Genomic DNA, 18,794 nt, shown 5'->3' on the forward strand with positions numbered 1-18,794 from the left:
GGACCCTCGGTCGCCAACACTCGAAAAGGGCGTCAGACGTGTCGACCACTTCCGCAGAGATCAAGCCGGGCAAGGCCTCGCTGCTCTACGACCCGAAGATCCGGGGCTATGTCTATCAGTTCCTGTTGCTCGCCGTGGTGGGCTTCCTGATCTGGTCCGCAGCCTCGAACGCGATCGAGAACCTGCGGGCTCAGAAGATCGCGTCCGGCTTTGGCTTCTGGCACAACGCCTCCGGCTTCGACATCAACCAGAAGCTGATCCCCTACGACGCCTCGACCGGCACTTATGGCCGCGCCTTCTGGGTCGGCCTGCTGAACACGTTGCTCGTCGCCTCGATCGGCATTGTGCTGGCGACCTTCCTCGGCTTTTTCGTTGGCGTCGCCCGGCTGTCGAGCAACTGGATCGTCTCGAAGATCGCGATGATCTATGTCGAGGTCATCCGCAACGTGCCGCTGCTGCTGCAGCTGTTCTTCTGGTACAATGCGGTGCTGAAGCCGCTGCCCAACCCGCGCCAGTCGATCGTGCTGCCGGCCGGTTTCCTGCTCAACAACCGCGGGCTCTACGTTCCCGATCCGCAGTTCGGGCCCGGCGGCAACCTGATCATCTGGGCGTTCCTGATCGGCCTCGTCGCCACCTTCGTGTTCCGGTCCTGGGCCCGCAAGCAGCAGGCCGCGACCGGCAAGCAATATCCCATCGGCCTCGTCGCCCTCGGCTTGATCATCGTCCTGCCGACGCTGGTCTATTTCGTCACCGGTCGGCCGATCACCTTCGTCTATCCCGAGCTTGCCGGCTTCAACCTGCGCGGCGGCATCCAGATCTTCCCGGAGTTCGTCGCATTGCTGGTCGGCCTCACGACCTACACCGCCGGCTTCATCGCCGAAGTGGTCCGTGCCGGCATCCTCGCTGTATCCAAAGGTCAGACCGAGGCGGCCAATGCGCTCGGCCTACGAGCGGGGCCGACGCTCAAGCTCGTCGTCATTCCGCAGGCGATGCGCGTGATCATCCCGCCGCTGACCTCGAACTATCTCAACCTGACCAAGAACTCCTCGCTCGCGGTCGCGATCGGCTATCCCGATCTCGTCCAGGTCTTCACCGGCACGGTGCTGAACCAGACCGGCCAGGCAGTCGAGGTCGTCGCCATCACCATGGCGGTCTATCTGACCATCTCGCTGGTCACGTCTCTGTTCATGAACATCTACAACAAGCGCATGGCGCTGGTGGAACGGTGAGGGCGCCACAATGACCGACGCAACCACCGAAATGGCCCCCTTCGCCTTCGTCCGCAAGGAAACGCTGGAGCAGCAGCCGGCGCCGCTCTCCGTCGCCGGGCCGCTCGCCTGGGTCAGGCAGCATCTGCTCTCCAGCCCGCTCAACATCGCGCTGACTCTGATCTGCCTCTATCTCGTCATCGATACGGTGCCAGGGATGATCAGGTTCTATTTCCTCGATGCGGTCTGGTCCGGCACCAGCCGCGACGCCTGCCTCGCCGACAAGGTCGGCCGGCCCGTGGGCGCCTGCTGGGCCTATATCGCCGATCGCTTCCAGTACTTCATCTATGGCTCCTATCCGATCGCGCAGCGCTGGCGCGTGAACATCGTCTTCGCCATGTTCGCGCTCGGCGTGGTCTGGCTGCTGTGGACGAACGCGCCGAAGAAGAAGCTCGGCATCTTCTTCTTCTTCGTGCTGCTGCCGATCTCGGCTTATGTGCTGCTGCTCGGCGGCCCTGGCGCCGAGCGCTTCCTTGGCTTCTGCCTGACGGTGACGCTGGTGCTCGCGGCGCTCTATGTCGTGCTGTCATTCGTGCCGCAGCTTGTCAGCTTCTACATTGGCGAGGCCGCGGTCGGTGTGGTCCGGGAGTTGCCGACCTGGAAGCGCTTCTCCGGGCCTAAACAGCTCGTCCTGTTCGCTCTCGCGGTCTTCGTCCTCCTCAACCTGCTCGCGAATAGCCCCGGTCTGCCCAGGGTCGACACCGGCCTCTGGGGCGGCATGACCGTGACCTTCCTGATCGCGGCGGTCGGCATCGTCTTCTCGCTGCCGCTCGGCGTGGTCCTGGCGCTCGGCCGGCGCTCCAAGCTGCCGATCATCCAGCTGCTCTCGGTGATCTTCATCGAGTTCGTCCGCGGCGTGCCGCTGATCACCGTGCTGTTCATGGCCAACACCATGCTGCCGCTGTTCGTGCCGCAGGAATATTCGCCGGACCGGCTGCTGCGCCCGCTTGTCGGCGTCGCGCTCTTCGCTGCCGCCTATATGGCGGAGGTGGTGCGCGGCGGCCTGCAGGCCATGCCCAAGGGCCAGTACGAGGGCGCGATGTCGCTCGGCCTCGGCTATTGGAGCATGATGCGGTTGATCATCCTGCCCCAGGCGCTGCGGATCGTGATCCCGGGCATCGTCAACACCTTCATCGGGCTGTTCAAGGACACGACGCTGGTCACCATCGTCGGCATCTTCGACTTCCTGCGCACCATCGAGGCGACCTTGGTCGATCCGACCTGGGCGACGCCGACCACCCGCGCGACGGGCTATGCATTCGCTGCGGTTTTCTATTTCCTGTGTTGCTGGGGCATGTCTCGCTACTCGATCGCGGTCGAGAAGCGGCTCGCCGCCGGCCAGAAGCGTTGAGGGGATCAAATCATGGCTATGGCAGAAACCACCAGCTCGCGCCCGTCCGCGCTGAAGCAGACCGCGCTCAACACCGCGACCGCCGTCGAGATGATCGGCGTCAACAAGTGGTACGGCGAGTTCCACGTGCTGCGTGACATCAATCTGAAGGTGTCGCGCGGTGAGAAGCTGGTCATTTGCGGCCCGTCCGGCTCGGGCAAGTCGACGATGATCCGCTGCATCAACCGGCTGGAGGAGCACCAGAAGGGCCAGATCATCGTCGACGGCACCGAGCTCACCAACGACCTCAAGAAGATCGACGAGATCCGCCGCGATGTCGGCATGGTCTTCCAGCACTTCAACCTGTTCCCGCATCTGACGATCCTCGAGAACCTGACTCTGGCGCCGATCTGGGTGCGCAAGATGCCCAAGAAGGACGCCGAGGAGATCGGCATGCACTATCTCAAGCGCGTGAAGATCCCCGAGCAGGCTCATAAATATCCGGGCCAGCTCTCCGGCGGCCAGCAGCAGCGCGTCGCCATCGCCCGCTCGCTCTGTATGAGCCCCAAGATCATGCTGTTCGACGAGCCGACCTCGGCGCTCGATCCGGAAATGGTCAAGGAGGTGCTCGACACCATGGTCTCGCTCGCCGACGAGGGCATGACCATGCTCTGTGTCACCCACGAGATGGGCTTCGCCCGCCAGGTCGCCGACCGGGTCATCTTCATGGACGCCGGCCAGATCGTCGAGATGAACGAGCCCAACGAGTTCTTCAAGAACCCGCAGCACGAGCGCACCAAGCTCTTCCTCAGCCAGATCCTGCACTGATCCGGTAGCGCTGGAAGTCATCGCGGCGGCGCCCTCAGGGGCGCCGTTTGCGTTGGTGACATCACATCTGGAGTCGATGTCGACAGGGAACCTTTGCCGGCGTTCGCCGTTGCTTTTCCCAACACAGGAGGAACAGCCGATGAAATTGCTTGCATCGACCCTGGCCGCGGGCCTGCTGCTCGCCGGCTCCGGCGCCTTCGCGCAATCCGTGGATATCGGGCCGGGCGGCGTCAGGATCGACCCGCGCACGCCACATCAGCGCGCGATGGACCGCGAGGATCGCTGGCGCGAGCGTGATCGCTGGGAGCGGCGCCGGGCCTATCGTGCCGAGCGTGATTGCCGCACCGAGACGCGGATTCGCGAAACCCCGCGTGGGGAGGTGCGTCGCACGGTACGCGTCTGCGACTAAGCGTGAGTTGAGTTAAGTCCAGTCGAGTCTCTTGAGGCCGCCGCACCCAGTCGGTGCGGCGGCCTTGTTTTGCGGCGCGGTTACTTGGCGTTGCGTGCCTTCACCGCCTGGTCCGGGAAGTCCGAGAACAGCCCGTCGATGCCGAGCGCCAGATAGGCCTTGTATTCGGCCTGCGGATCGCCCTTGAAGTCGGAGGCGAGGCGCTTGGGCTCGCTGCGGAAGGTCCAGGTGTGGACGAAGAGGCCGACGGCGTGGGCGTTCTTCACCACGTCGGTCGGTGGCAGCAGTACGCGGTCGCGCTCGTCGATCGTGCCGTCGCCATTGAGGTCGCGCGGCTTCCCGTCGTCGCCGATCACCTGCTTGGCCGGCATCAGATAGGGCTTCCAGGGGGCGACGCCGTCAGCATAGGTCTTGATCTCCTTCAATCCCTCGGCAGTGACGAGGTCCTTGAAGGTGCGCTTGTCGCCGGTGACGACGAAGTCGTAGGGCTTGTCGAACGGGGCGGCGAGGACGATGCCGCCATCCTTGTCGACATCATCGGCGTCGACGAGCTGGATCAGACGCAATTGCGTCTTGCCGCGCAGATATTTGAGGTTGGCGGTCTCGAAGCTCTGGATGATCACCGGCGAGGTTTTCTCCGTCCAGCCGGCGGCCTTGAGCTGATCGAGCAGCTTGTCCTCGATCGCCAGGCCCAGAGCCGAGTGATAGGTCGAGTGCTTGATCTCCGGATAGATGCCGATGGTGCGGCCGGTGCGGGCGCTCTCGGACTTGGCGAGATCGATGACCTGCTGCAGCGTCGGGATCTCGTATTTGCCGTTATGCGACTGGTCGCGATCGGCGAAGGCCTGCTTGGCCCGCAGCGTCTTGAGCTCGGCGAGCGTGAAGTCGGAGGCGAACCAGTCGGTGGTGTCGACGCCGTCGACCTTGCGGGTCGTCTTGCGCGCGGCGAACTCCGGCCGGGTCGCGACATCGGTGGTGCCCGACATGATCGGCTCGTGGCGGACGACGAGATGGCCGTCCTTGGTCGCGACCAGATCCGGCTCGATGAAGTCGGCGCCTTGCTCGATCGCGAGCTTGTAGCCTTCGAGCGTGTGCTCGGGCAGATAGCCGCTGGCACCGCGATGGCCGGCGATCAGGGCCGGCTTTCCGTCGAGCGTCGGCACGGGGCTCTGTGCCTGTGCGGCCGAGGCCTGGAGCGCCAGTGCGGTGAGAAGCGATGTCGAGAGAAGGAGGTTCTTCATCATGGTTTGACCTAGTCTCGCGGAAGTGTGCACGACCTTATGGCAGCGGATATGACATGGCCATGAAAGCGAGTGCTCGGATTCGAGGAAAGCGTCTTGGCTCTCGCCCGGGTTTGAGGAGGTCGGGAATCGGCTCAGGTGCCGGTTCGCACTCCACTCGAAACTCGGCGCTGCAAGCAGAAACGGACCGACGCCCTCCCTAGGCAGGCCGGGGTTTCGAACGGGCAGGGACATCATGGCTGAACGGAGATATGGCGAGCCCGCCCCCAAGACGGTCGAAACGATTGCCGGTGCGGATTGGTATGGCGACGAGATCGACCGGCGACGCTTTCAAAGCACGCTGTTTACCGATCTCGATCTGAGCGAGGCCCGGAACACGGGCTGCGTCTTCAATGAATGCACCTTTCGCCGGGCGCGCTTCAACGGCTCTACGCATCACAGCGCGGCTTTCATGAACTGCACCTTCTCCGCGTGCAATTTCTTCGACACCACCTTCACGGAATGCAAATTCGTAGGAAGCATGTTCGACGGCTGTCAGTTTGACAGCATGGAGGTCATCGACGGCGACTGGTCCTTCGTCGGCCTTCCCGGGGCGGATTTGCGGAAAGCGAGCTTTCGCGGCACCCGATTGCGGGAAGCGGACCTGACAGGCGCGCGGTGTCAGGATGGCTCGATCCGGGAGGTCGATTTGTCCGGAGCCTGGCTGCACAGCGCCGATTTTTCGAATTGTGATCTGCGAGGAAGCGATCTGAGTGCGCTGGAGCCCGCCAACACCCAGCTCAGCGGCGCGATCATCACGATCGACCAGACTATTGTCGTTGCCAGAGCTTTGGGCCTGGACGTTCGCAAAAAGTGAGCACTACGGGAGCGCAGGCCTGCACCGATCCCTCGCTCTCTCGCCTCGCCAAGAAAAAGCCCGCCTCGGCAGAGGCCGGAGCGGGCTTCGTGTGACCGTTGGCGTAAACGGGACCAGCCAGGCGTGGCGCCCCCGGCTTGTCCCGTTTCGCGAAATCTCAGCGGCGGCCTTCCAGCGAGGTCTTGGCGTCCAGGCGCTTGGCCGGCGGCGGCGTGGTGTCGACCGGCTGGGTGGCGCAGGCGGCGAGCGACAGGCAGAACAGGCCGGCAAGCGCGAGGCGGGAGAGGGCGGTCATTGCAGAGGTTCCTGGGCGGTTGGCGTTGCGGAAGGAGTTGTATCGTCTTGCGCCCTGTGGGACGAGGGCGTCAAGGGTGCTGTCGCGCTTCGGAATCGTTCCAAATGGCGCCGGGCTCGAGGACCGCAATGCAAAGCAAGCACAGGAACTGCCGGACATGACCCCCGCTGCCCGCATCAGCGCCGCCATCGAAGTCCTGGCGGACCTGATCGAGCGCCGGCGCCCGGCTGCCGACGCGCTGAAGGACTGGGGGCTGTCACGCCGTTTCGCCGGCTCGAAGGATCGCGCCGCCGTCGCTTCGCTGGTCTATGACGCGTTGCGCCGCCGCGCTTCCTCGGTCCATGCGCTCGGTGAGGAGACGCCGCGGGCGCTCGTGCTCGGCATGCTGGTCAGCCAGCGCGGCCTGGGCGTCGAGGAAATCTCGGACCTCTGCAGCGGACAGAATCACGCCCCCGCACCGCTGACCGAGTTCGAGGTCGCCGGGCTCGCCGCCTTCGATCTCAACGCCGCGCCCGGCTGGATGCAGGCCGATGTACCGGACTGGCTCTGGCCCTCCTTTATGGCCGGTTTCGGCGAGGATGCGATCGCAGAAGGGCAGGCGCTAGCGGGTAGGGCGCCGGCCGATATCCGGACCAATCGGCTGAAGACCGATCGCGACAGGCTGCGCGCCGCGCTGGCGCATCTTCAGCCCGAGCCGGGCGCCTGGTCGCCTGATGCCTTGCGCTTCCTGCCCGGCCCTGATGGCCGCGGCCCGTCGCTGCAGAGCGAGCCGAGCTTCTTCAACGGCGAGTTCGAGATTCAGGACGAAGGCTCGCAGCTCGTGACCCTGCTCGCCGGCGCCCAGCCCGGCATGAGCGTCGTCGACCTCTGCGCCGGTGCCGGCGGCAAGACGCTGGCGCTCGCTGCGGTGCTCGGCGGCAAGGGCCGCATCTTCGCCACCGATCTCGACAGCCGCCGGCTGGCGCCGCTGCATGACCGGCTTACCCGCTCGGGGGCCGGGAATGTCGAGGTCCGCGTGCCCAGGAACCGCGGCCATGACGCGCTCGCCGATCTGTCAGGCACGATCGACCTCGTGCTTGTCGATGCGCCCTGCACCGGCTCCGGCACCTGGCGGCGCAATCCCGATGCGAAGTGGCGGGTGCGCCCTGGCGCGCTGGCCGAGCGTGTCAAGGAGCAGGCGCAGGTGCTGGGCCGCGCCGCCAGCCTGGTGAAGCCGGGCGGACGCATCGCCTATATCACCTGCTCGATGCTGCCAGAGGAGAACGACGGCGCCGTCGAGGCCTTCCTGGCGTGCCATGCCGGCTTCGCGCCGGTGGCGACGCGTTCGTTGCTCGATACCGGCGAGGTCGATTTCGGCCTGCTCGCTCGCTTCGCTACGCGCTTCGGCCTGCAGCTCTCGCCGCGCCGGACCGGGACGGATGGGTTCTATCTGAGCTGCCTTGCCGCGCCGGCCTGACCATGGCCGCAACGCGACGGCGGTATCAATCCTGTCCCTAAGGGCACGATTTGTGCGTCTTGCGCCGGTCAGGCTGGGCCGACATCTCCGGTATCTTCATCAGCAAGGGTGCCGCCCATGACACAGACAACCGACGAGACCTTGATCTCCATCGCGATCCTGAAGGCAAAGCCCGGCCAGCGAGAGGCGTTGCGCGAGAGGCTGCTCGCGCTGATCGAGCCGACGCGGGCCGAGCCGGGTTGCCTCGACTATGTGCTGTTCGAACTGCGCGACGAACCCGGCACCTTCTACATGCGCGAGGCGTTCACCAGCGCGGCCGCGCTCGAGGTTCACAAGGCGACGCCGCACTTCCAGGCGTTCGCGGCCAAGGCCGGCAGCCTGCTGGCCGAGCCGCTGCGGCTGATCTTCCTCAACCGCGTCTCGTCCTGAGGTTTATGCAGTGCCGGCCTGATCCGCTTTCTGCGCCGTTGCGCGCTCGCGCGCGATGGCGTAACCGGGCGCGATGAGCGCCCAGCCCCAAAACCCCGCCCATCACGACTCCATCCTGATCATCGACTTCGGCAGCCAGGTCACGCAGCTGATCGCGCGCCGGGTCCGTGAGATCGGGGTCTATTGCGAGATCGCGCCGTTCCAGTCGGCCTCCGAGGCGTTCCAGCGCCTGAAGCCGAAAGGCGTGATCTTCTCCGGCGGCCCAGCCTCGGTACCCGACGGCAATTCGCCGCGCGCGCCGCAGGAGGTGTTTTCCGCGGGGCTGCCGCTGCTCGGCATCTGCTATGGCCAGCAGACCATGGCCCATCAGCTCGGCGGCACGGTCGAAGGCGGTCATGCCGCCGAATTCGGGCGCGCCGATGTCGAGATCGTCACCCCCTCGGCCCTGTTCGCGGGCGTCTGGGAGCAGGGCGGGCGTTATCCGGTCTGGATGAGCCATGGCGACCGCGTCACGCAGCTGCCGGCCGGCTTCACCGTCAAGGCGACCTCGGAGAACGCCCCCTATGCGGTGGCGAGCGACGAGGAGAGGCGCTTCTATTCGACGATGTTCCACCCCGAGGTGGTGCATACGCCCGACGGGGCCAAGCTGCTGCGCAACTTCGTCGTCGACATCTGCGGCTGCAAGCCCGACTGGAGCATGTCAGCCTATCGCGCCGAGATGATCAAGAAGATCCGCGACCAGGTCGGCACTGGCCGTGTGATCTGCGGGCTCTCAGGCGGTGTCGACTCGGCGGTCGCCGCCGTGCTGATCCACGAGGCGATCGGCGATCAGCTCACCTGCGTCTTCGTCGATCACGGCCTGATGCGGATGAACGAGGCGGAGGAGGTCGTGCGCCTCTTCAGAGATCACTATAACATCCCGTTGGTCCATGTTGCGGCCGAAGAGCTTTTCCTGAGCGAGCTCGCCAAGTGCGGCGCCGATCCGGAGGCCAAGCGCAAGACCATCGGCCGGCTCTTCATCGACGTCTTCGACGCCGAGGCGGCCAAGCTCGGCGGTGCAGACTTCCTCGCCCAGGGCACGCTCTATCCCGATGTGATCGAGAGCGTCTCGTTCAGCGGCGGCCCGTCGGTGACGATCAAGAGCCACCATAATGTCGGCGGCCTGCCCGAGCGCATGAAGATGAAGCTCGTCGAGCCGCTGCGCGAACTCTTCAAGGACGAGGTCCGCGTCCTCGGCCGCGAGCTCGGCCTGCCCGAGGCCTTCGTCGGCCGCCACCCCTTCCCGGGCCCGGGCCTCGCCATCCGTTGCCCCGGCGAGATCACCAAGGAGAAGCTCGACATCCTGCGCAAGGCGGATGCGATCTATCTCGAGGAGATCCGCAAGGCCGGGCTCTACGACGTGATCTGGCAGGCCTTCGCCGTGCTGTTGCCAGTGCGCACCGTCGGCGTGATGGGCGACTACCGCACCTACGACCATGTCTGCGCTTTGCGCGCCGTGACCTCGGTCGACGGCATGACAGCGGATTTCTATCCCTATGACATGGCCTTCCTTGGCCGCACCGCGACCCGCATCATCAACGAGGTCAAGGGCATCAACCGGGTCGTCTACGACGTGACCAGCAAGCCCCCCGGCACGATCGAGTGGGAATGATTTGCCGCAAACCAAGCATGGACGAGCCTGAACCGGCCGTTCATTGGGGCATGCCAAAGGGGGGTTAAGCTTCCCGCGTTGCGGAACGCTTTGCCTGCCGCTTCGCCCAAATCGGCCGCTCCATATGAAAGTGGTCGGTCGAGCGCAGATATCCCCCGCTCGCGTGCAGGCGGGCAATGAGCTTCAGCCCCGGCGTGTCGATGTAGCGGCGCTCGGCATCGATGACGAAGCGGTCGTCGACATGGGCATTGAGCACCCTGCCGATCACGATGGTTTGCAGCGGTCCCGTGACCAGAGAGGTCAGGACTTTGCATTCGAGCGCGACCGGTGCCTCGCCGATGCGCGGCGGCTGGACGGCGTGCGACGGCAGCGGCGTCAGCCCCGCCAGCGCGAGTTCGTCGACCTCGGGCGGCGCGTCGATGCAGGTCTCGTTCATCGCTTCCGCATTCGCTTCCGCGACGAGATTGACCACGAACTCGCCGGTTTCGAGGATGTTGGCGGCGGTATCCTTCAGCCTGCCGTTCTGGGGCATGATGCCGATCGCGACCGTCGGTGGGTCGTTGCCCATCATGTTGAAGAAGCTGAAGGGCGCGGCGTTGACGATGCCTGCGCGTGACAGGGTGGTGATCCAGGCGATCGGGCGCGGCACGATCGTGGCGGTCAGGATCTTGTAGCGCTCCTGCGCCGGCAGCGCTTCCATGTCGAACAGCATCGAGGTCAGTCCTGCCACGTGATATCTTTGCCACCGAGCGTCGCGACGGCGCGCTTGGGCCGGTCATCGACCGTGAGCTGGAACACGTCCGGCCTGGCATAGTGCCCGGCCACGTCGAAATCGAATTTGCCGCGGGCGATCTGCCCGAGATCGATCTCGGCGTAGAGGATCGTTTCGCCTTCGAAGTCGGGCCCGGCCAGGACGGCGCCGAGCGGATCGACGATGGCGCTGCCGCCGCGCATCAGCACGGTCTGCGGATCGTCGCCGAGCGCGCATTCGTAGTCGCCGGCATAGGCACCGCGGCGGATGTGCTGGCAGGCGCTCAGCACGAAGCAGCGGCCCTCCAGCGCGATATGACGCATGGAGGGCAGCCAGCTGTCGCGATCGTCGGCGGTAGGCGCGCAATAGATGCCGATGTTCTGCGCGAACATGTGCATGCGCAGCATCGGCATGTAGTTCTCCCAGCAGATCACGGCGCCGATCCGGCCGAGCGAGGTCTCGATGACGGGCATGGTCGAGCCGTCGCCGAAGCCCCAGATCAGCCGCTCCCCCGCGGTCGGCATCAGCTTGCGGTGCTTGCCGACCAGGCCCCGCGCGCCGTCGAAGAACAGGACCGTGCAGTAGAGCGTGCCACCGTCGCGCTCGATGCAGCCGATGACGGCGAAGAGACCGGTCTCGGCCGTCGCTTCGGCGATCAGCGCAACCTCGGGTCCGTCGAGCGCGATGGCCGCTTCCCAGTAGCGGCGGAACGCCTCCCGGCCCTCCGGCTTGCGCATGCCGACCGGCGCACCGAAGGAATGCCCCTTCGGATAGCCACCGAGAAATGCCTCCGGAAACACGATAAGGCGCGCGTCGGCCTGCGCCGCCTGCCTGATCAGCCCGGCGGCCTTCGCCGTTGAAGCCTGCGCATCATCCGGAACGGAGGCTGCCTGCGCGACGGCAGCCTTGTAGCGTGGCAGGGGTGGCTGCTGCATCGGATCAACTCACTTCAGTCGATGATTGGGAGTGCACGCGGCAGCCCGGATCGGAGCCGCCGCGTGGCTGAGGGGATCAGTTGCCAGGCTCGAGCTCGGGACGGTTCGGCAGCAGCAGCGATCCGATCACGCACACCACCGCGGTGATGACGATGGGATACCAGAGCCCGGCGAAGACATCGCCGACCGACAGCGACAGCCAGGTCGCGAAGAACGGCAGGAACCCGCCGAAGATTCCGGCGCCGATGTGATAGGGGAAGGACAGTGCCGTGTAGCGGATATTGGCAGGGAAGAACTCGACCAGGAAGGATGCGACGGGGCCGTAGACCATGGCGACGATCAGCGTCATGGCGACGATCAGCGCGACGATCCGGCCTGATGCGACTTGCGCCGGGTCGGCCTTGGCGGGATAGCCCGCCGCGGTCAGCGCCTGCCGGTACGCCGGCGGATCGAAGCCGGGAACGGTCGTTCCCGCGACGCTGACGGCCACTGGCGTACCGGCGACCGGCGTGCCGTACTGGAAGTTGATTCCGCTCGCGATCAGCAGCTTCTTGGCCTGGACGCACGGCTTGGCGTGGTCGGGATGCGAACTGATGAGCGAAGCGGTGAGGCCGAACCGGCAAGCGTCGCTGGCGGCATCGGCATGGACCGTGACCGGTGCGGTCCGCATCGCCGCGAGAAGGGCGGGATTGCCGGCTTCCAGCAGTGACGAGAACAGCGGCTTGTAGAGCAGCGCCGAGAGCGCCAGGCCCGTCATCATCAGCCATTTGCGCCCGACCCGGTCGGACAGCCATCCAAAGAGGACAAAGGCGGGGGAACCGATCAGCAGCCCGATTCCCATCAGCGTGTAGGAGGTCTGCAGGTCGATCTTGGCGACCTGCTGCATGAAGATCATCACGTAGAACTGGCCGGTGAAATAGGTCGCGCCCATTCCGGCGGTGACGCCGAACAAGGCGATCAGCACGAGGCGCAGGCTCGACCAGCGGCCGAACGTGTCCTTGACCGGCGTAGGCGACAGCCGCCGCTCCGCCTTCATCCGGGCGAAAACCGGCGATTCATGCAGCCTGGCGCGGATGTAGACGGAGAAGGCCAGCATGGCGATCGAGAGGATGAAGGGCAGCCGCCAGCCCCATTCCCGGAAGGCGGCATCGCTCATCGCCGCCTGCGTCCCGAGGATGACGAGGATCGAGAGGGCGAGCCCGATCGAGGAGGTGATCTGGATCCAGCCCGTCAGCAGTCCCCGCCGCGCCGGGGCAGAATGCTCGGCGACATAGATTACCGCCCCGCCATATTCGCCGCCGACCGCGAGCCCCTGAACGAGCCGCAGCACGACGAGCGAGATCCAGGCGGCGTGGCCGACCGCCGCATAGCTCGGCAGGAAGCCGATCAGCGCCGTGCTCGCGCCCATCATCACGATGGTGATCAGGAAGGTGTACTTGCGGCCGACGAGGTCGCCCAGCCGGCCAAAGAAGATCGCGCCGATGGGGCGGATCACGAAGCCGGCGGCGAGAGCCCCGAGCGATGCGAGCAAGGCGGCGGTCGGATTGTCCGGCGGGAACAGGACCGAACTCATGAAGACGGCGAGCGAGCCGTAGATGAAGAAATCGTACCACTCGAAGATCGTCCCGAGCGTCGAAGCGAGGACGACCTGCTTCTCCTCCGAGCGTGTCAGATCGTGATGGGCCGCTCCGGCCCGCATCGCGGTGTCCATGATATCCCCCGTTCCCCGGTTGTCGTGCTTCAGGTCGATGCCGGAAGCCGCTGCATTTTCTCTATCGTCAAATCTGATTGATATTATCAAATCAAGCAAGCTTGAAATTCCACCCGGCCTTGCCCACAATTCAGGCACGCCGCGAATGGGGTTATTCAATTGACAAAAAAGGGAAATTTGCCGGGCGATTCCGATTCGGCGGCGCGCCTGGCCCGGTCGCGATCCGCTTCATCCTCGCAGGCCGAGCGGCCCAGGCCGGCCGCGGAACAATTCTTCGCGGGTGCAGATGAAAAGGCCGGACGCCCGGCTCGGCGCGGCATCCAGTCGATCGAGATCGGCTTCCGCATCCTCGATCATCTGCGCATGGCGCTGCGGCCGGTGCCACTCAAGGCCATCGCCGCGGGCACCGGTATGTCGGCTGCCAACGTCCACTACTATCTGGTCAGCTTCCAGGCGGTGGGCATCGTGCGGCAGGAGGAGGACACCGGCTGCTATGCGCTCGGCCCCTATGCGCTGAAGCTCGGTCTGGCTGCGATCGAGCAGTTCGACGTGTTCACGGCCGCGAGACCGGTCATGACCGGTCTCGCCGAGGAGATCGGCCAGACCGTCTTCCTCGGGGTCTGGGGCAATCGCGGGCCGACGATCATCTACCGTGTCGAGGCCGGCGGGAATCGCCCCATTCTGGAGCTTCGCGTCGGTAGCGTGCTGCCGCTGCTTCGCTCGGCGCTCGGGCGCAATTTCGTCGCGCATCTGCCGCCCGCGTTCAGCGAGGAGCTCGTCGTGGCGGCGCTCAAGGAGGAGCGGACGCGGCACGAGCGGGGAGGGCCTGACGACACGCCGCGCGATCGTGGCGAGCTCGAGACAATGCTGGCCTCGATCCGCGCCGCAGGCATCAGCCGCTGCCGTGACGCGCTCCTGGCGAATTTCACTTCGCTCTCGGCCCCGATTCTCGATCAGACCGGGTTGATGATCGCGGCGATCACCCTGATGGGACCGATCGGCACCATGGACGACGACCTCACCGGTCCGATCGCCGAGGCGCTGCGCTCACGCGCCGCCGCCATATCCAGCGCTGCGGGCTGGGGCGATTGATCGCGGCGGAAGCGGAAAAGAGCACGGGGATTGCCGCAGCTCCTCAGGCCGGGCCACCTTGCTCCGGCAGTGCCGCCTTCAGCGGGTGATAGCGGCGGTCGAACCAGATCACGGTCTCGGCTGCCTGTGCCGATTTGAGCAGGGCGACGACCCTCGCATAGAAGACCGAATGACTGCCGATCGCGCGACGCTCCATGATCCGACAGTCGAAGGCGGCGACCGCGTCCACCAGTACGGGCGCTCCGGTCTCCAGGGTCATCCAGTTCCCGGTCTCGAAGCGGGTCGTGTCGCCGCGCCCGGCGAAAGTGTCCGCCAACGCCACGTGCCTGCCGGCGAGGACGTTGACGCAGAGATTGCCGTTGCCGTTGAAGACGTCGTGCGAGCGGTTCTTCTGGTTCACGCAGACCAGCAGCGTCGGCGGACTGTCGGTGATCGAGCAGACGGCCGAGGCGGTCATCCCATGGCGCCCTTCGGGACCACCCGAGGTGATGAGACTGACCGCGGCGCCCAGGCAGCTCATGCCTTCGCGGAAGCTCGTGGCGCTGACATCCATCGGCTCTCTCCCTCGAATTTGTCCGGCGCGTCGCGCCTCAGCGCATGAAGAGCCCGCCATTGACGTCCCAGCAGGCCCCGGTCACCGCGGAGGCTGTGGAGGACGCCAGCAGCACGACGACCGAGGCGACGAAGCCAGGCTCGATCAGTTGCCCCACCGGGATGTTGGCGAGCAGGCCGGGCATCTTTTCTGCCGGCACAAGCGCATGGACGAGCGGAGTGTCCATCGGGCCCGGCGCGATCGCGTTCACGGTGATGCCGAAGGGCGCAAGATCGCGAGCGAAGACTTTCGTCAGGGTCAGGATCGCGCCTTTCGAGGCGGCGTAATGGGCGCCGGTCGCCGTGCCGCCGTTCTGGCCCGCGAGCGAGGCGAGGTTCACGATGCGGCCGTAGCCGCGCTCCTTGAAGTGCCGGCCGAGGATTTGGCTGCCGGCGAAGACCCCGCCTGCATTGGTCGCCATCACGGCGTTGAACTCGGCTGGCTCGATCTCCAGCAGCGGCCGCGCAACCGTCACGGCGGCGTTGTTGACGAGAATCTCGACCGAACCCCAGTGGCCGATCGCCTTGTCGCGGACGCGTTCGAAATCCTCTGGCCGGCGGACATCGAGTACGGCCGCAATGGCGCTCGCCCCGGCAGGGTCGAGCTCCATGGCCAGACGTCGTGCCGCATCGCCGTCGATATCGGTGACGACGACCCGATGGCCGGCCTGATGCAGCGCGCGGGTGGCGACGGCTCCGAAGCCTGAGCCCGAGCCGGTGACGATGGCGGTGTGGGGGGTGTCGCTGGCGGTCATGCGAGCTCCGTGCAGGCGATGGGCTGCCTTCAGAGATTGGTCGGAACTTCCAGGGCCCGGCCCATCCGGGCCTCGACCCGGCAGTACTTCCAAAGCCGCTCGTCCGTGTCGCCCACGGGCGTGGTGCGGAAGAGGTTGCAGGCCAGCCGCACGGTCTCGCGGTCCGGAACGTCGGCCATGATGTAGGCCGTCCAGGGGAAGCCGGCCGGAGATGTGCCGACCATGGTTTCGTCGTCGTCGAGCATGCCGAGGATCTTGACGCCGGGAAGCTCCGAGATCCCCTTCATCATCGAGCCGAAGGCCTTCCAGACCGGGCCAATCTGCGAGAAGGGCAGGTCGAAGAAATTCTGCTGCACGGCGATGCAGAACAGGGTGCGGATAGGCTTGGCTTCGGTCATTTTCCATCTCCTTTAGGGATAGCCGGGGAAACTGGGCTGGCCGAGCAAGGCCGCGCCGGCGGACGTCCAGGTGCCCTGGCCAAGGAAGGCATGCTGCGCCACGGCGGCGGCATCGAGCATGCAACGCGAGATCAGATGGCCTCTGCGAATGGCCTCCGACCCGGCCATGACGAAGGCCATGCGGGTGACCTCGGCGCCGGCCGCGGCCGCCTCGGTTGCACCTAGGCGCAGACGGACATGCACATCGCGCTCGAGTTCGTCGCCGGCGAGAATATCGTCCCACGCCTCTTCGATCGCCTCGTAGAAAAAGCTGCGGGCAGACCGCAGCCTGGCCTCGGCCCGGCCGAGTTCGGCCTGGATGTGCGGGCGGGCGCCGATCGGCGGAGCGCCGGTGATCGCCGGCTTGTCGCGTGCCTCGCGGTGAAGCCAGTTCAGCGCCTCGCGGGCGGTTCCCAGTCCGACGACCGCCAGCACCTGGGCGGCCAGCGCCATCGATGGATAGCGGAAGATCGGTTCGTCGCGCAGGGCGCGCCCGCCCCGGATGAAGGTCCATTCCTCCGGGACGACCACGCAATCGACCACCACGTCATGGCTTCCGGTGGCGGACAGCCCGAGCGTGTCCCAGCTGTGCTTGATCTGGACCTTGTCGCGCGGCATCACCGCCATGCGCGGCAGGCCCGAGGATGAGCCTCCCTCGACGCGGATGCCGGCTCCGATCAGGCTCGCGCCCATGCAGCCCGAGCAATAGGGCCAGCGGCCCTGGACTTCGAAACCGCCTTCAACCTCGCGCGCGGCCTGCGGCGGGAAAAGCGCTCCGGCGAAGACGGTGTCGGGATCCTGCCCGTAGATCGCCTGGAAGGTCGTGGGCGGCAGGGCGGCGAGATAGACAGCGGAGACGCCGAAGCTCGCGACCCACCCGGTCGAGGCATCCGCCTCCGAAAGCCGTTCGATGAGCCGGCAGAATTCGGCCGGGCTGCTTGCGTCGCCCCCCAGCTCCTTCGGCACGAAGGCACGATAGGCTCCGACAGTCTTGAGTTTGCCGACCATGTCGAGGGGCACATAGGTCAGCTTCTCGAACTCGTCGCGGCGCGCGCGGATCTCGTCGAGAAGTGCGCTCAGGACGGCGTCTCGAGCCGCGCCGGGGTTCAAGGCCTTGTTCATGGCTCTTCCCTCCACAGTTTGCGCTGCGCCTGGCCCGCCACGTCAGCGGCTTGGCCGCGCGGCGGTCGACGGCATGCGGGCGAGTTTCTCAATGTTATTTACGTGATTATTCACGTAACATGACGCATCCCTACCGTGTTGGCAATCCCTCATCCCGCTACCCTTCGGCCATATGCGCAAAGGGCGCCGGAACGCCCGCCAGTCCCGTAGGGTGAGGAGCGCGAACGGGGCGCTCAGCCCGGCAGGCGATCGAAGACGTTGGCGAGCAGGTGGTTCAAACGCTGCCGCTCGAGCTCATCGACGCCGGCGAAGGCGTGGGCAAGGACACCCTCCGCGATCGCCCAGGCCTGGTGGCGCAGGGCCTCGCCTTTGGGCGTCAGGCTGACTTCGGTGACACGGCGGTCGCTTGGACTCGGCTGTGTCTCGACCAGCCCGTCCTTCGCCATGCGTTGGACGATCCGCGTGGCGGTGCTGAGCTTGATCACGCAGGCATCGGCGATGGCGGAAACGCTGACACGACGATCTTCATAGAGCGTCATCAGCACACGATAGCTGGGAACGTCGATGCCGATCCGGTCCAGCGCTGTCTCCATGGTCTGGAAATAGCGGCCGGTGACGCGCGCGATCCAGTAGAACGGCCATTCGGCACGATGGAAATGCGCATCAGCTTGCGGTGCTTCGGTCATCGCCGCGAGATTCCGCAATTCGGCGGCGATGTCCAGCAGGTTCGCTATGCGCGAGGTCAGGGCGCCGGCTTACCGTCGTCAGGCGGACTGCTGCCTCAGCGCGGCCGCGACGTTTGCCGCCAGGACGCTGTCGCGTTCGCCGAGGCTGAGGGCTATGTCGAAATGATTGTGTCGCGGCATGGCGATGGTGTCGCCGCGATGTCCGGCATCGGCCCAGGCCGTGGCGTAAGCTGAGGTCTGGCGACGAAATTCGCTGGTCTCGAGCCCGCCGACGGCGGTAATCAGCGTCGTCGACGAGCGGCTGGGGATATGGCGGATGGGGCTGTTGCGATCGATCATCGCATCGTCGAGCGAGAGCCAGCTATTGACCTCGATGTGACGAAGCGGCTCGAGCTCGTGCAGGCCGGAGAGGTCGAGCGCGACCTCGATCACATCCCCTGGCATGCCGTAAGCGGCATGCCAGCCGCCGGCGAGCAGCATCGCGGTGAGGTGCCCGCCCGCCGAGGAGCCGCCTACCGAAACTCCGCCGAAGCCGTAGCGCGCCCGCTCGCGATGGAGAAAGCCAAGGGCGGCGCGGGTTTGGCGCACGATCTCGTCCAGCGAGGCTTGCGGCGCCAGGGTGTAATTCATCACCGCGACGGCAAAGCCTTGCGCCGTCAGGCCGGGCACGACGAAGGCATTGTCGTCCTTCGAGGTCGCCCGCCAATAGCCGCCATGGATCCAGAGGAAGAGCGGCGCGCCCGGTTCGGCGGGATAGATGTCGAGCGTCTCGCCGCTGGCCTCGTCATAGACGATATCGGCGATGCGCCGATGCTCGCGGTGCACAGCCTGGCTGTTCGCGAGGTAGCGTGCGTATTCTGCATCGAAGGACGGCACGCTGCCGCGCGCATCGTATTCGCGCGCCAGGGTAGCTCTGTCCATGCCGTGATAGAGGATCGGTGCCTGCGTCAT

Annotated in this window: 21 protein-coding genes; 9 read left to right on the plus strand and 12 right to left on the minus strand. The window is 65.9% G+C overall.

The annotated features are described in order from the left end of the window. The first annotated feature begins 38 nt into the window (after window positions 1-38). The 4 genes from GV161_RS24240 (at window position 39) to GV161_RS24255 (ending at window position 3,835) form a co-directional block, all read left to right on the plus strand. A complete protein-coding gene (locus GV161_RS24240) occupies window positions 39-1,229 on the plus strand; it encodes an amino acid ABC transporter permease (RefSeq protein ID WP_244624054.1) in 1,191 nt (396 codons plus the stop codon). A 10-nt stretch (window positions 1,230-1,239) separates the two neighbouring features. Further along, window positions 1,240-2,619 (plus strand): amino acid ABC transporter permease, encoded by a 1,380-nt coding sequence (locus GV161_RS24245; RefSeq protein ID WP_152014480.1) that lies wholly within the window; start codon window positions 1,240-1,242, stop codon window positions 2,617-2,619. 90 nt (window positions 2,620-2,709) lie between these two features. Then, window positions 2,710-3,426 carry an amino acid ABC transporter ATP-binding protein gene (locus GV161_RS24250; protein ID WP_152014938.1) on the plus strand — a complete coding sequence of 239 codons (717 nt, stop codon included), beginning with the start codon at window positions 2,710-2,712 and terminating at the stop codon, window positions 3,424-3,426. 139 nt (window positions 3,427-3,565) lie between these two features. Continuing rightward, window positions 3,566-3,835 (plus strand): hypothetical protein, encoded by a 270-nt coding sequence (locus tag GV161_RS24255; protein WP_152014481.1) that lies wholly within the window; start codon window positions 3,566-3,568, stop codon window positions 3,833-3,835. Between the two features lie 80 nt (window positions 3,836-3,915). On the opposite strand, the gene GV161_RS24260 is transcribed toward GV161_RS24255, so the two are convergent. After that, window positions 3,916-5,076 carry a glycerophosphodiester phosphodiesterase gene (locus GV161_RS24260; protein WP_201303051.1) on the minus strand — a complete coding sequence of 387 codons (1,161 nt, stop codon included), beginning with the start codon at window positions 5,074-5,076 and terminating at the stop codon, window positions 3,916-3,918. Window positions 5,077-5,311: 235 nt separating this feature from the next. Between GV161_RS24260 and GV161_RS24265 the strand changes: the two genes are divergently transcribed. Beyond that, window positions 5,312-5,932 (plus strand): pentapeptide repeat-containing protein, encoded by a 621-nt coding sequence (locus tag GV161_RS24265; protein ID WP_152014483.1) that lies wholly within the window; start codon window positions 5,312-5,314, stop codon window positions 5,930-5,932. Between the two features lie 157 nt (window positions 5,933-6,089). On the opposite strand, the gene GV161_RS30980 is transcribed toward GV161_RS24265, so the two are convergent. After that, entirely contained in the window at window positions 6,090-6,227 is a 138-nt protein-coding gene (locus GV161_RS30980; RefSeq protein WP_167561506.1) for a hypothetical protein, read from the minus strand. 157 nt (window positions 6,228-6,384) lie between these two features. On the opposite strand from GV161_RS30980, the gene GV161_RS24270 reads away from it, so the two are divergent. From GV161_RS24270 to guaA, 3 genes are all read left to right on the plus strand, one after another. Further along, a complete protein-coding gene (locus tag GV161_RS24270) occupies window positions 6,385-7,683 on the plus strand; it encodes an RsmB/NOP family class I SAM-dependent RNA methyltransferase (protein ID WP_152014484.1) in 1,299 nt (432 codons plus the stop codon). 117 nt (window positions 7,684-7,800) lie between these two features. Continuing rightward, a complete protein-coding gene (locus tag GV161_RS24275) occupies window positions 7,801-8,112 on the plus strand; it encodes a putative quinol monooxygenase (RefSeq protein WP_152014485.1) in 312 nt (103 codons plus the stop codon). A gap of 73 nt (window positions 8,113-8,185) precedes the next feature. After that, a complete protein-coding gene (guaA, locus tag GV161_RS24280; protein ID WP_152014486.1) occupies window positions 8,186-9,763 on the plus strand; it encodes a glutamine-hydrolyzing GMP synthase in 1,578 nt (525 codons plus the stop codon). Window positions 9,764-9,827: 64 nt separating this feature from the next. Here guaA and GV161_RS24285 read toward each other — a convergent pair whose 3' ends face one another. The 4 genes from GV161_RS24285 to GV161_RS31015 form a co-directional block, all read right to left on the minus strand. Further along, a complete protein-coding gene (locus tag GV161_RS24285) occupies window positions 9,828-10,493 on the minus strand; it encodes a flavin reductase family protein (protein WP_244624055.1) in 666 nt (221 codons plus the stop codon). Next, on the minus strand, window positions 10,481-11,449 hold the full coding sequence (locus tag GV161_RS24290; protein WP_152014487.1) for a carbon-nitrogen hydrolase family protein: 969 nt from the start codon (window positions 11,447-11,449) through the stop codon (window positions 10,481-10,483). The genes GV161_RS24285 and GV161_RS24290 overlap by 13 nt, the downstream gene beginning before the upstream one ends. Window positions 11,450-11,525: 76 nt before the next feature. Next, window positions 11,526-13,160, minus strand: coding sequence for an MFS transporter (locus tag GV161_RS24295; protein WP_152014488.1), 1,635 nt, complete (start codon window positions 13,158-13,160; stop codon window positions 11,526-11,528). A gap of 155 nt (window positions 13,161-13,315) precedes the next feature. After that, the gene (locus GV161_RS31015; protein WP_152014489.1) at window positions 13,316-13,507 is read right to left on the minus strand and encodes a hypothetical protein; all 192 of its coding nucleotides are present in this window, start codon (window positions 13,505-13,507) and stop codon (window positions 13,316-13,318) included. Window positions 13,508-13,523: 16 nt separating this feature from the next. Here GV161_RS31015 and GV161_RS24300 point away from each other — a divergent pair, with 16 nt between their 5' ends. Continuing rightward, window positions 13,524-14,252, plus strand: coding sequence for an IclR family transcriptional regulator (locus tag GV161_RS24300; RefSeq protein WP_152014490.1), 729 nt, complete (start codon window positions 13,524-13,526; stop codon window positions 14,250-14,252). Between the two features lie 43 nt (window positions 14,253-14,295). Here the strand turns inward: GV161_RS24300 and GV161_RS24305 are convergent, their stop codons facing one another. From GV161_RS24305 to GV161_RS24330, 6 genes are all read right to left on the minus strand, one after another. Beyond that, the gene (locus GV161_RS24305) at window positions 14,296-14,805 is read right to left on the minus strand and encodes a flavin reductase (RefSeq protein ID WP_193219537.1); all 510 of its coding nucleotides are present in this window, start codon (window positions 14,803-14,805) and stop codon (window positions 14,296-14,298) included. A 37-nt stretch (window positions 14,806-14,842) separates the two neighbouring features. Continuing rightward, window positions 14,843-15,598 (minus strand): SDR family oxidoreductase, encoded by a 756-nt coding sequence (locus tag GV161_RS24310; RefSeq protein ID WP_152014491.1) that lies wholly within the window; start codon window positions 15,596-15,598, stop codon window positions 14,843-14,845. A gap of 29 nt (window positions 15,599-15,627) precedes the next feature. Next, window positions 15,628-15,996 carry a hypothetical protein gene (locus GV161_RS24315; RefSeq protein WP_152014492.1) on the minus strand — a complete coding sequence of 123 codons (369 nt, stop codon included), beginning with the start codon at window positions 15,994-15,996 and terminating at the stop codon, window positions 15,628-15,630. A 12-nt stretch (window positions 15,997-16,008) separates the two neighbouring features. After that, complete coding sequence (locus tag GV161_RS24320) at window positions 16,009-17,157, minus strand: acyl-CoA dehydrogenase family protein (protein ID WP_152014493.1); 1,149 nt, start codon at window positions 17,155-17,157, stop codon at window positions 16,009-16,011. Window positions 17,158-17,390: 233 nt separating this feature from the next. Further along, a complete protein-coding gene (locus tag GV161_RS24325) occupies window positions 17,391-17,843 on the minus strand; it encodes a MarR family winged helix-turn-helix transcriptional regulator (protein ID WP_152014494.1) in 453 nt (150 codons plus the stop codon). 78 nt (window positions 17,844-17,921) lie between these two features. Further along, window positions 17,922-18,794 (minus strand): alpha/beta hydrolase, encoded by an 873-nt coding sequence (locus GV161_RS24330; protein WP_244624057.1) that lies wholly within the window; start codon window positions 18,792-18,794, stop codon window positions 17,922-17,924.

Source organism: Bosea sp. 29B (genome assembly GCF_902506165.1).
Lineage (GTDB): Bacteria > Pseudomonadota > Alphaproteobacteria > Rhizobiales > Beijerinckiaceae > Allobosea.

Excerpts from the sequence above, each read along its gene's own strand:
- GV161_RS24255 (WP_152014481.1), top strand. The coding sequence starts at position 3,566 with ATGAAATTGCTTGCATCGACCCTGGCCGCGGGCCTGCTGCTCGCCGGC.
- guaA (WP_152014486.1), top strand. The coding sequence starts at position 8,186 with ATGAGCGCCCAGCCCCAAAACCCCGCCCATCACGACTCCATCCTGATC.
- GV161_RS31015 (WP_152014489.1), bottom strand. The coding sequence starts at position 13,507 with ATGCGGAAGCCGATCTCGATCGACTGGATGCCGCGCCGAGCCGGGCGT.
- GV161_RS24250 (WP_152014938.1), top strand. The coding sequence starts at position 2,710 with ATGATCGGCGTCAACAAGTGGTACGGCGAGTTCCACGTGCTGCGTGAC.
- GV161_RS24315 (WP_152014492.1), bottom strand. The coding sequence starts at position 15,996 with ATGACCGAAGCCAAGCCTATCCGCACCCTGTTCTGCATCGCCGTGCAG.
- GV161_RS24320 (WP_152014493.1), bottom strand. The coding sequence starts at position 17,157 with ATGAACAAGGCCTTGAACCCCGGCGCGGCTCGAGACGCCGTCCTGAGC.
- GV161_RS24290 (WP_152014487.1), bottom strand. The coding sequence starts at position 11,449 with ATGCAGCAGCCACCCCTGCCACGCTACAAGGCTGCCGTCGCGCAGGCA.
- GV161_RS24325 (WP_152014494.1), bottom strand. The coding sequence starts at position 17,843 with ATGACCGAAGCACCGCAAGCTGATGCGCATTTCCATCGTGCCGAATGG.
- GV161_RS30980 (WP_167561506.1), bottom strand. The coding sequence starts at position 6,227 with ATGACCGCCCTCTCCCGCCTCGCGCTTGCCGGCCTGTTCTGCCTGTCG.
- GV161_RS24300 (WP_152014490.1), top strand. The coding sequence starts at position 13,524 with ATGGCGCTGCGGCCGGTGCCACTCAAGGCCATCGCCGCGGGCACCGGT.
- GV161_RS24265 (WP_152014483.1), top strand. The coding sequence starts at position 5,312 with ATGGCTGAACGGAGATATGGCGAGCCCGCCCCCAAGACGGTCGAAACG.
- GV161_RS24275 (WP_152014485.1), top strand. The coding sequence starts at position 7,801 with ATGACACAGACAACCGACGAGACCTTGATCTCCATCGCGATCCTGAAG.
- GV161_RS24270 (WP_152014484.1), top strand. The coding sequence starts at position 6,385 with ATGACCCCCGCTGCCCGCATCAGCGCCGCCATCGAAGTCCTGGCGGAC.
- GV161_RS24295 (WP_152014488.1), bottom strand. The coding sequence starts at position 13,160 with ATGGACACCGCGATGCGGGCCGGAGCGGCCCATCACGATCTGACACGC.
- GV161_RS24330 (WP_244624057.1), bottom strand. The coding sequence starts at position 18,794 with ATGACGCAGGCACCGATCCTCTATCACGGCATGGACAGAGCTACCCTG.
- GV161_RS24310 (WP_152014491.1), bottom strand. The coding sequence starts at position 15,598 with ATGACCGCCAGCGACACCCCCCACACCGCCATCGTCACCGGCTCGGGC.
- GV161_RS24260 (WP_201303051.1), bottom strand. The coding sequence starts at position 5,076 with ATGAAGAACCTCCTTCTCTCGACATCGCTTCTCACCGCACTGGCGCTC.
- GV161_RS24305 (WP_193219537.1), bottom strand. The coding sequence starts at position 14,805 with ATGGATGTCAGCGCCACGAGCTTCCGCGAAGGCATGAGCTGCCTGGGC.
- GV161_RS24245 (WP_152014480.1), top strand. The coding sequence starts at position 1,240 with ATGACCGACGCAACCACCGAAATGGCCCCCTTCGCCTTCGTCCGCAAG.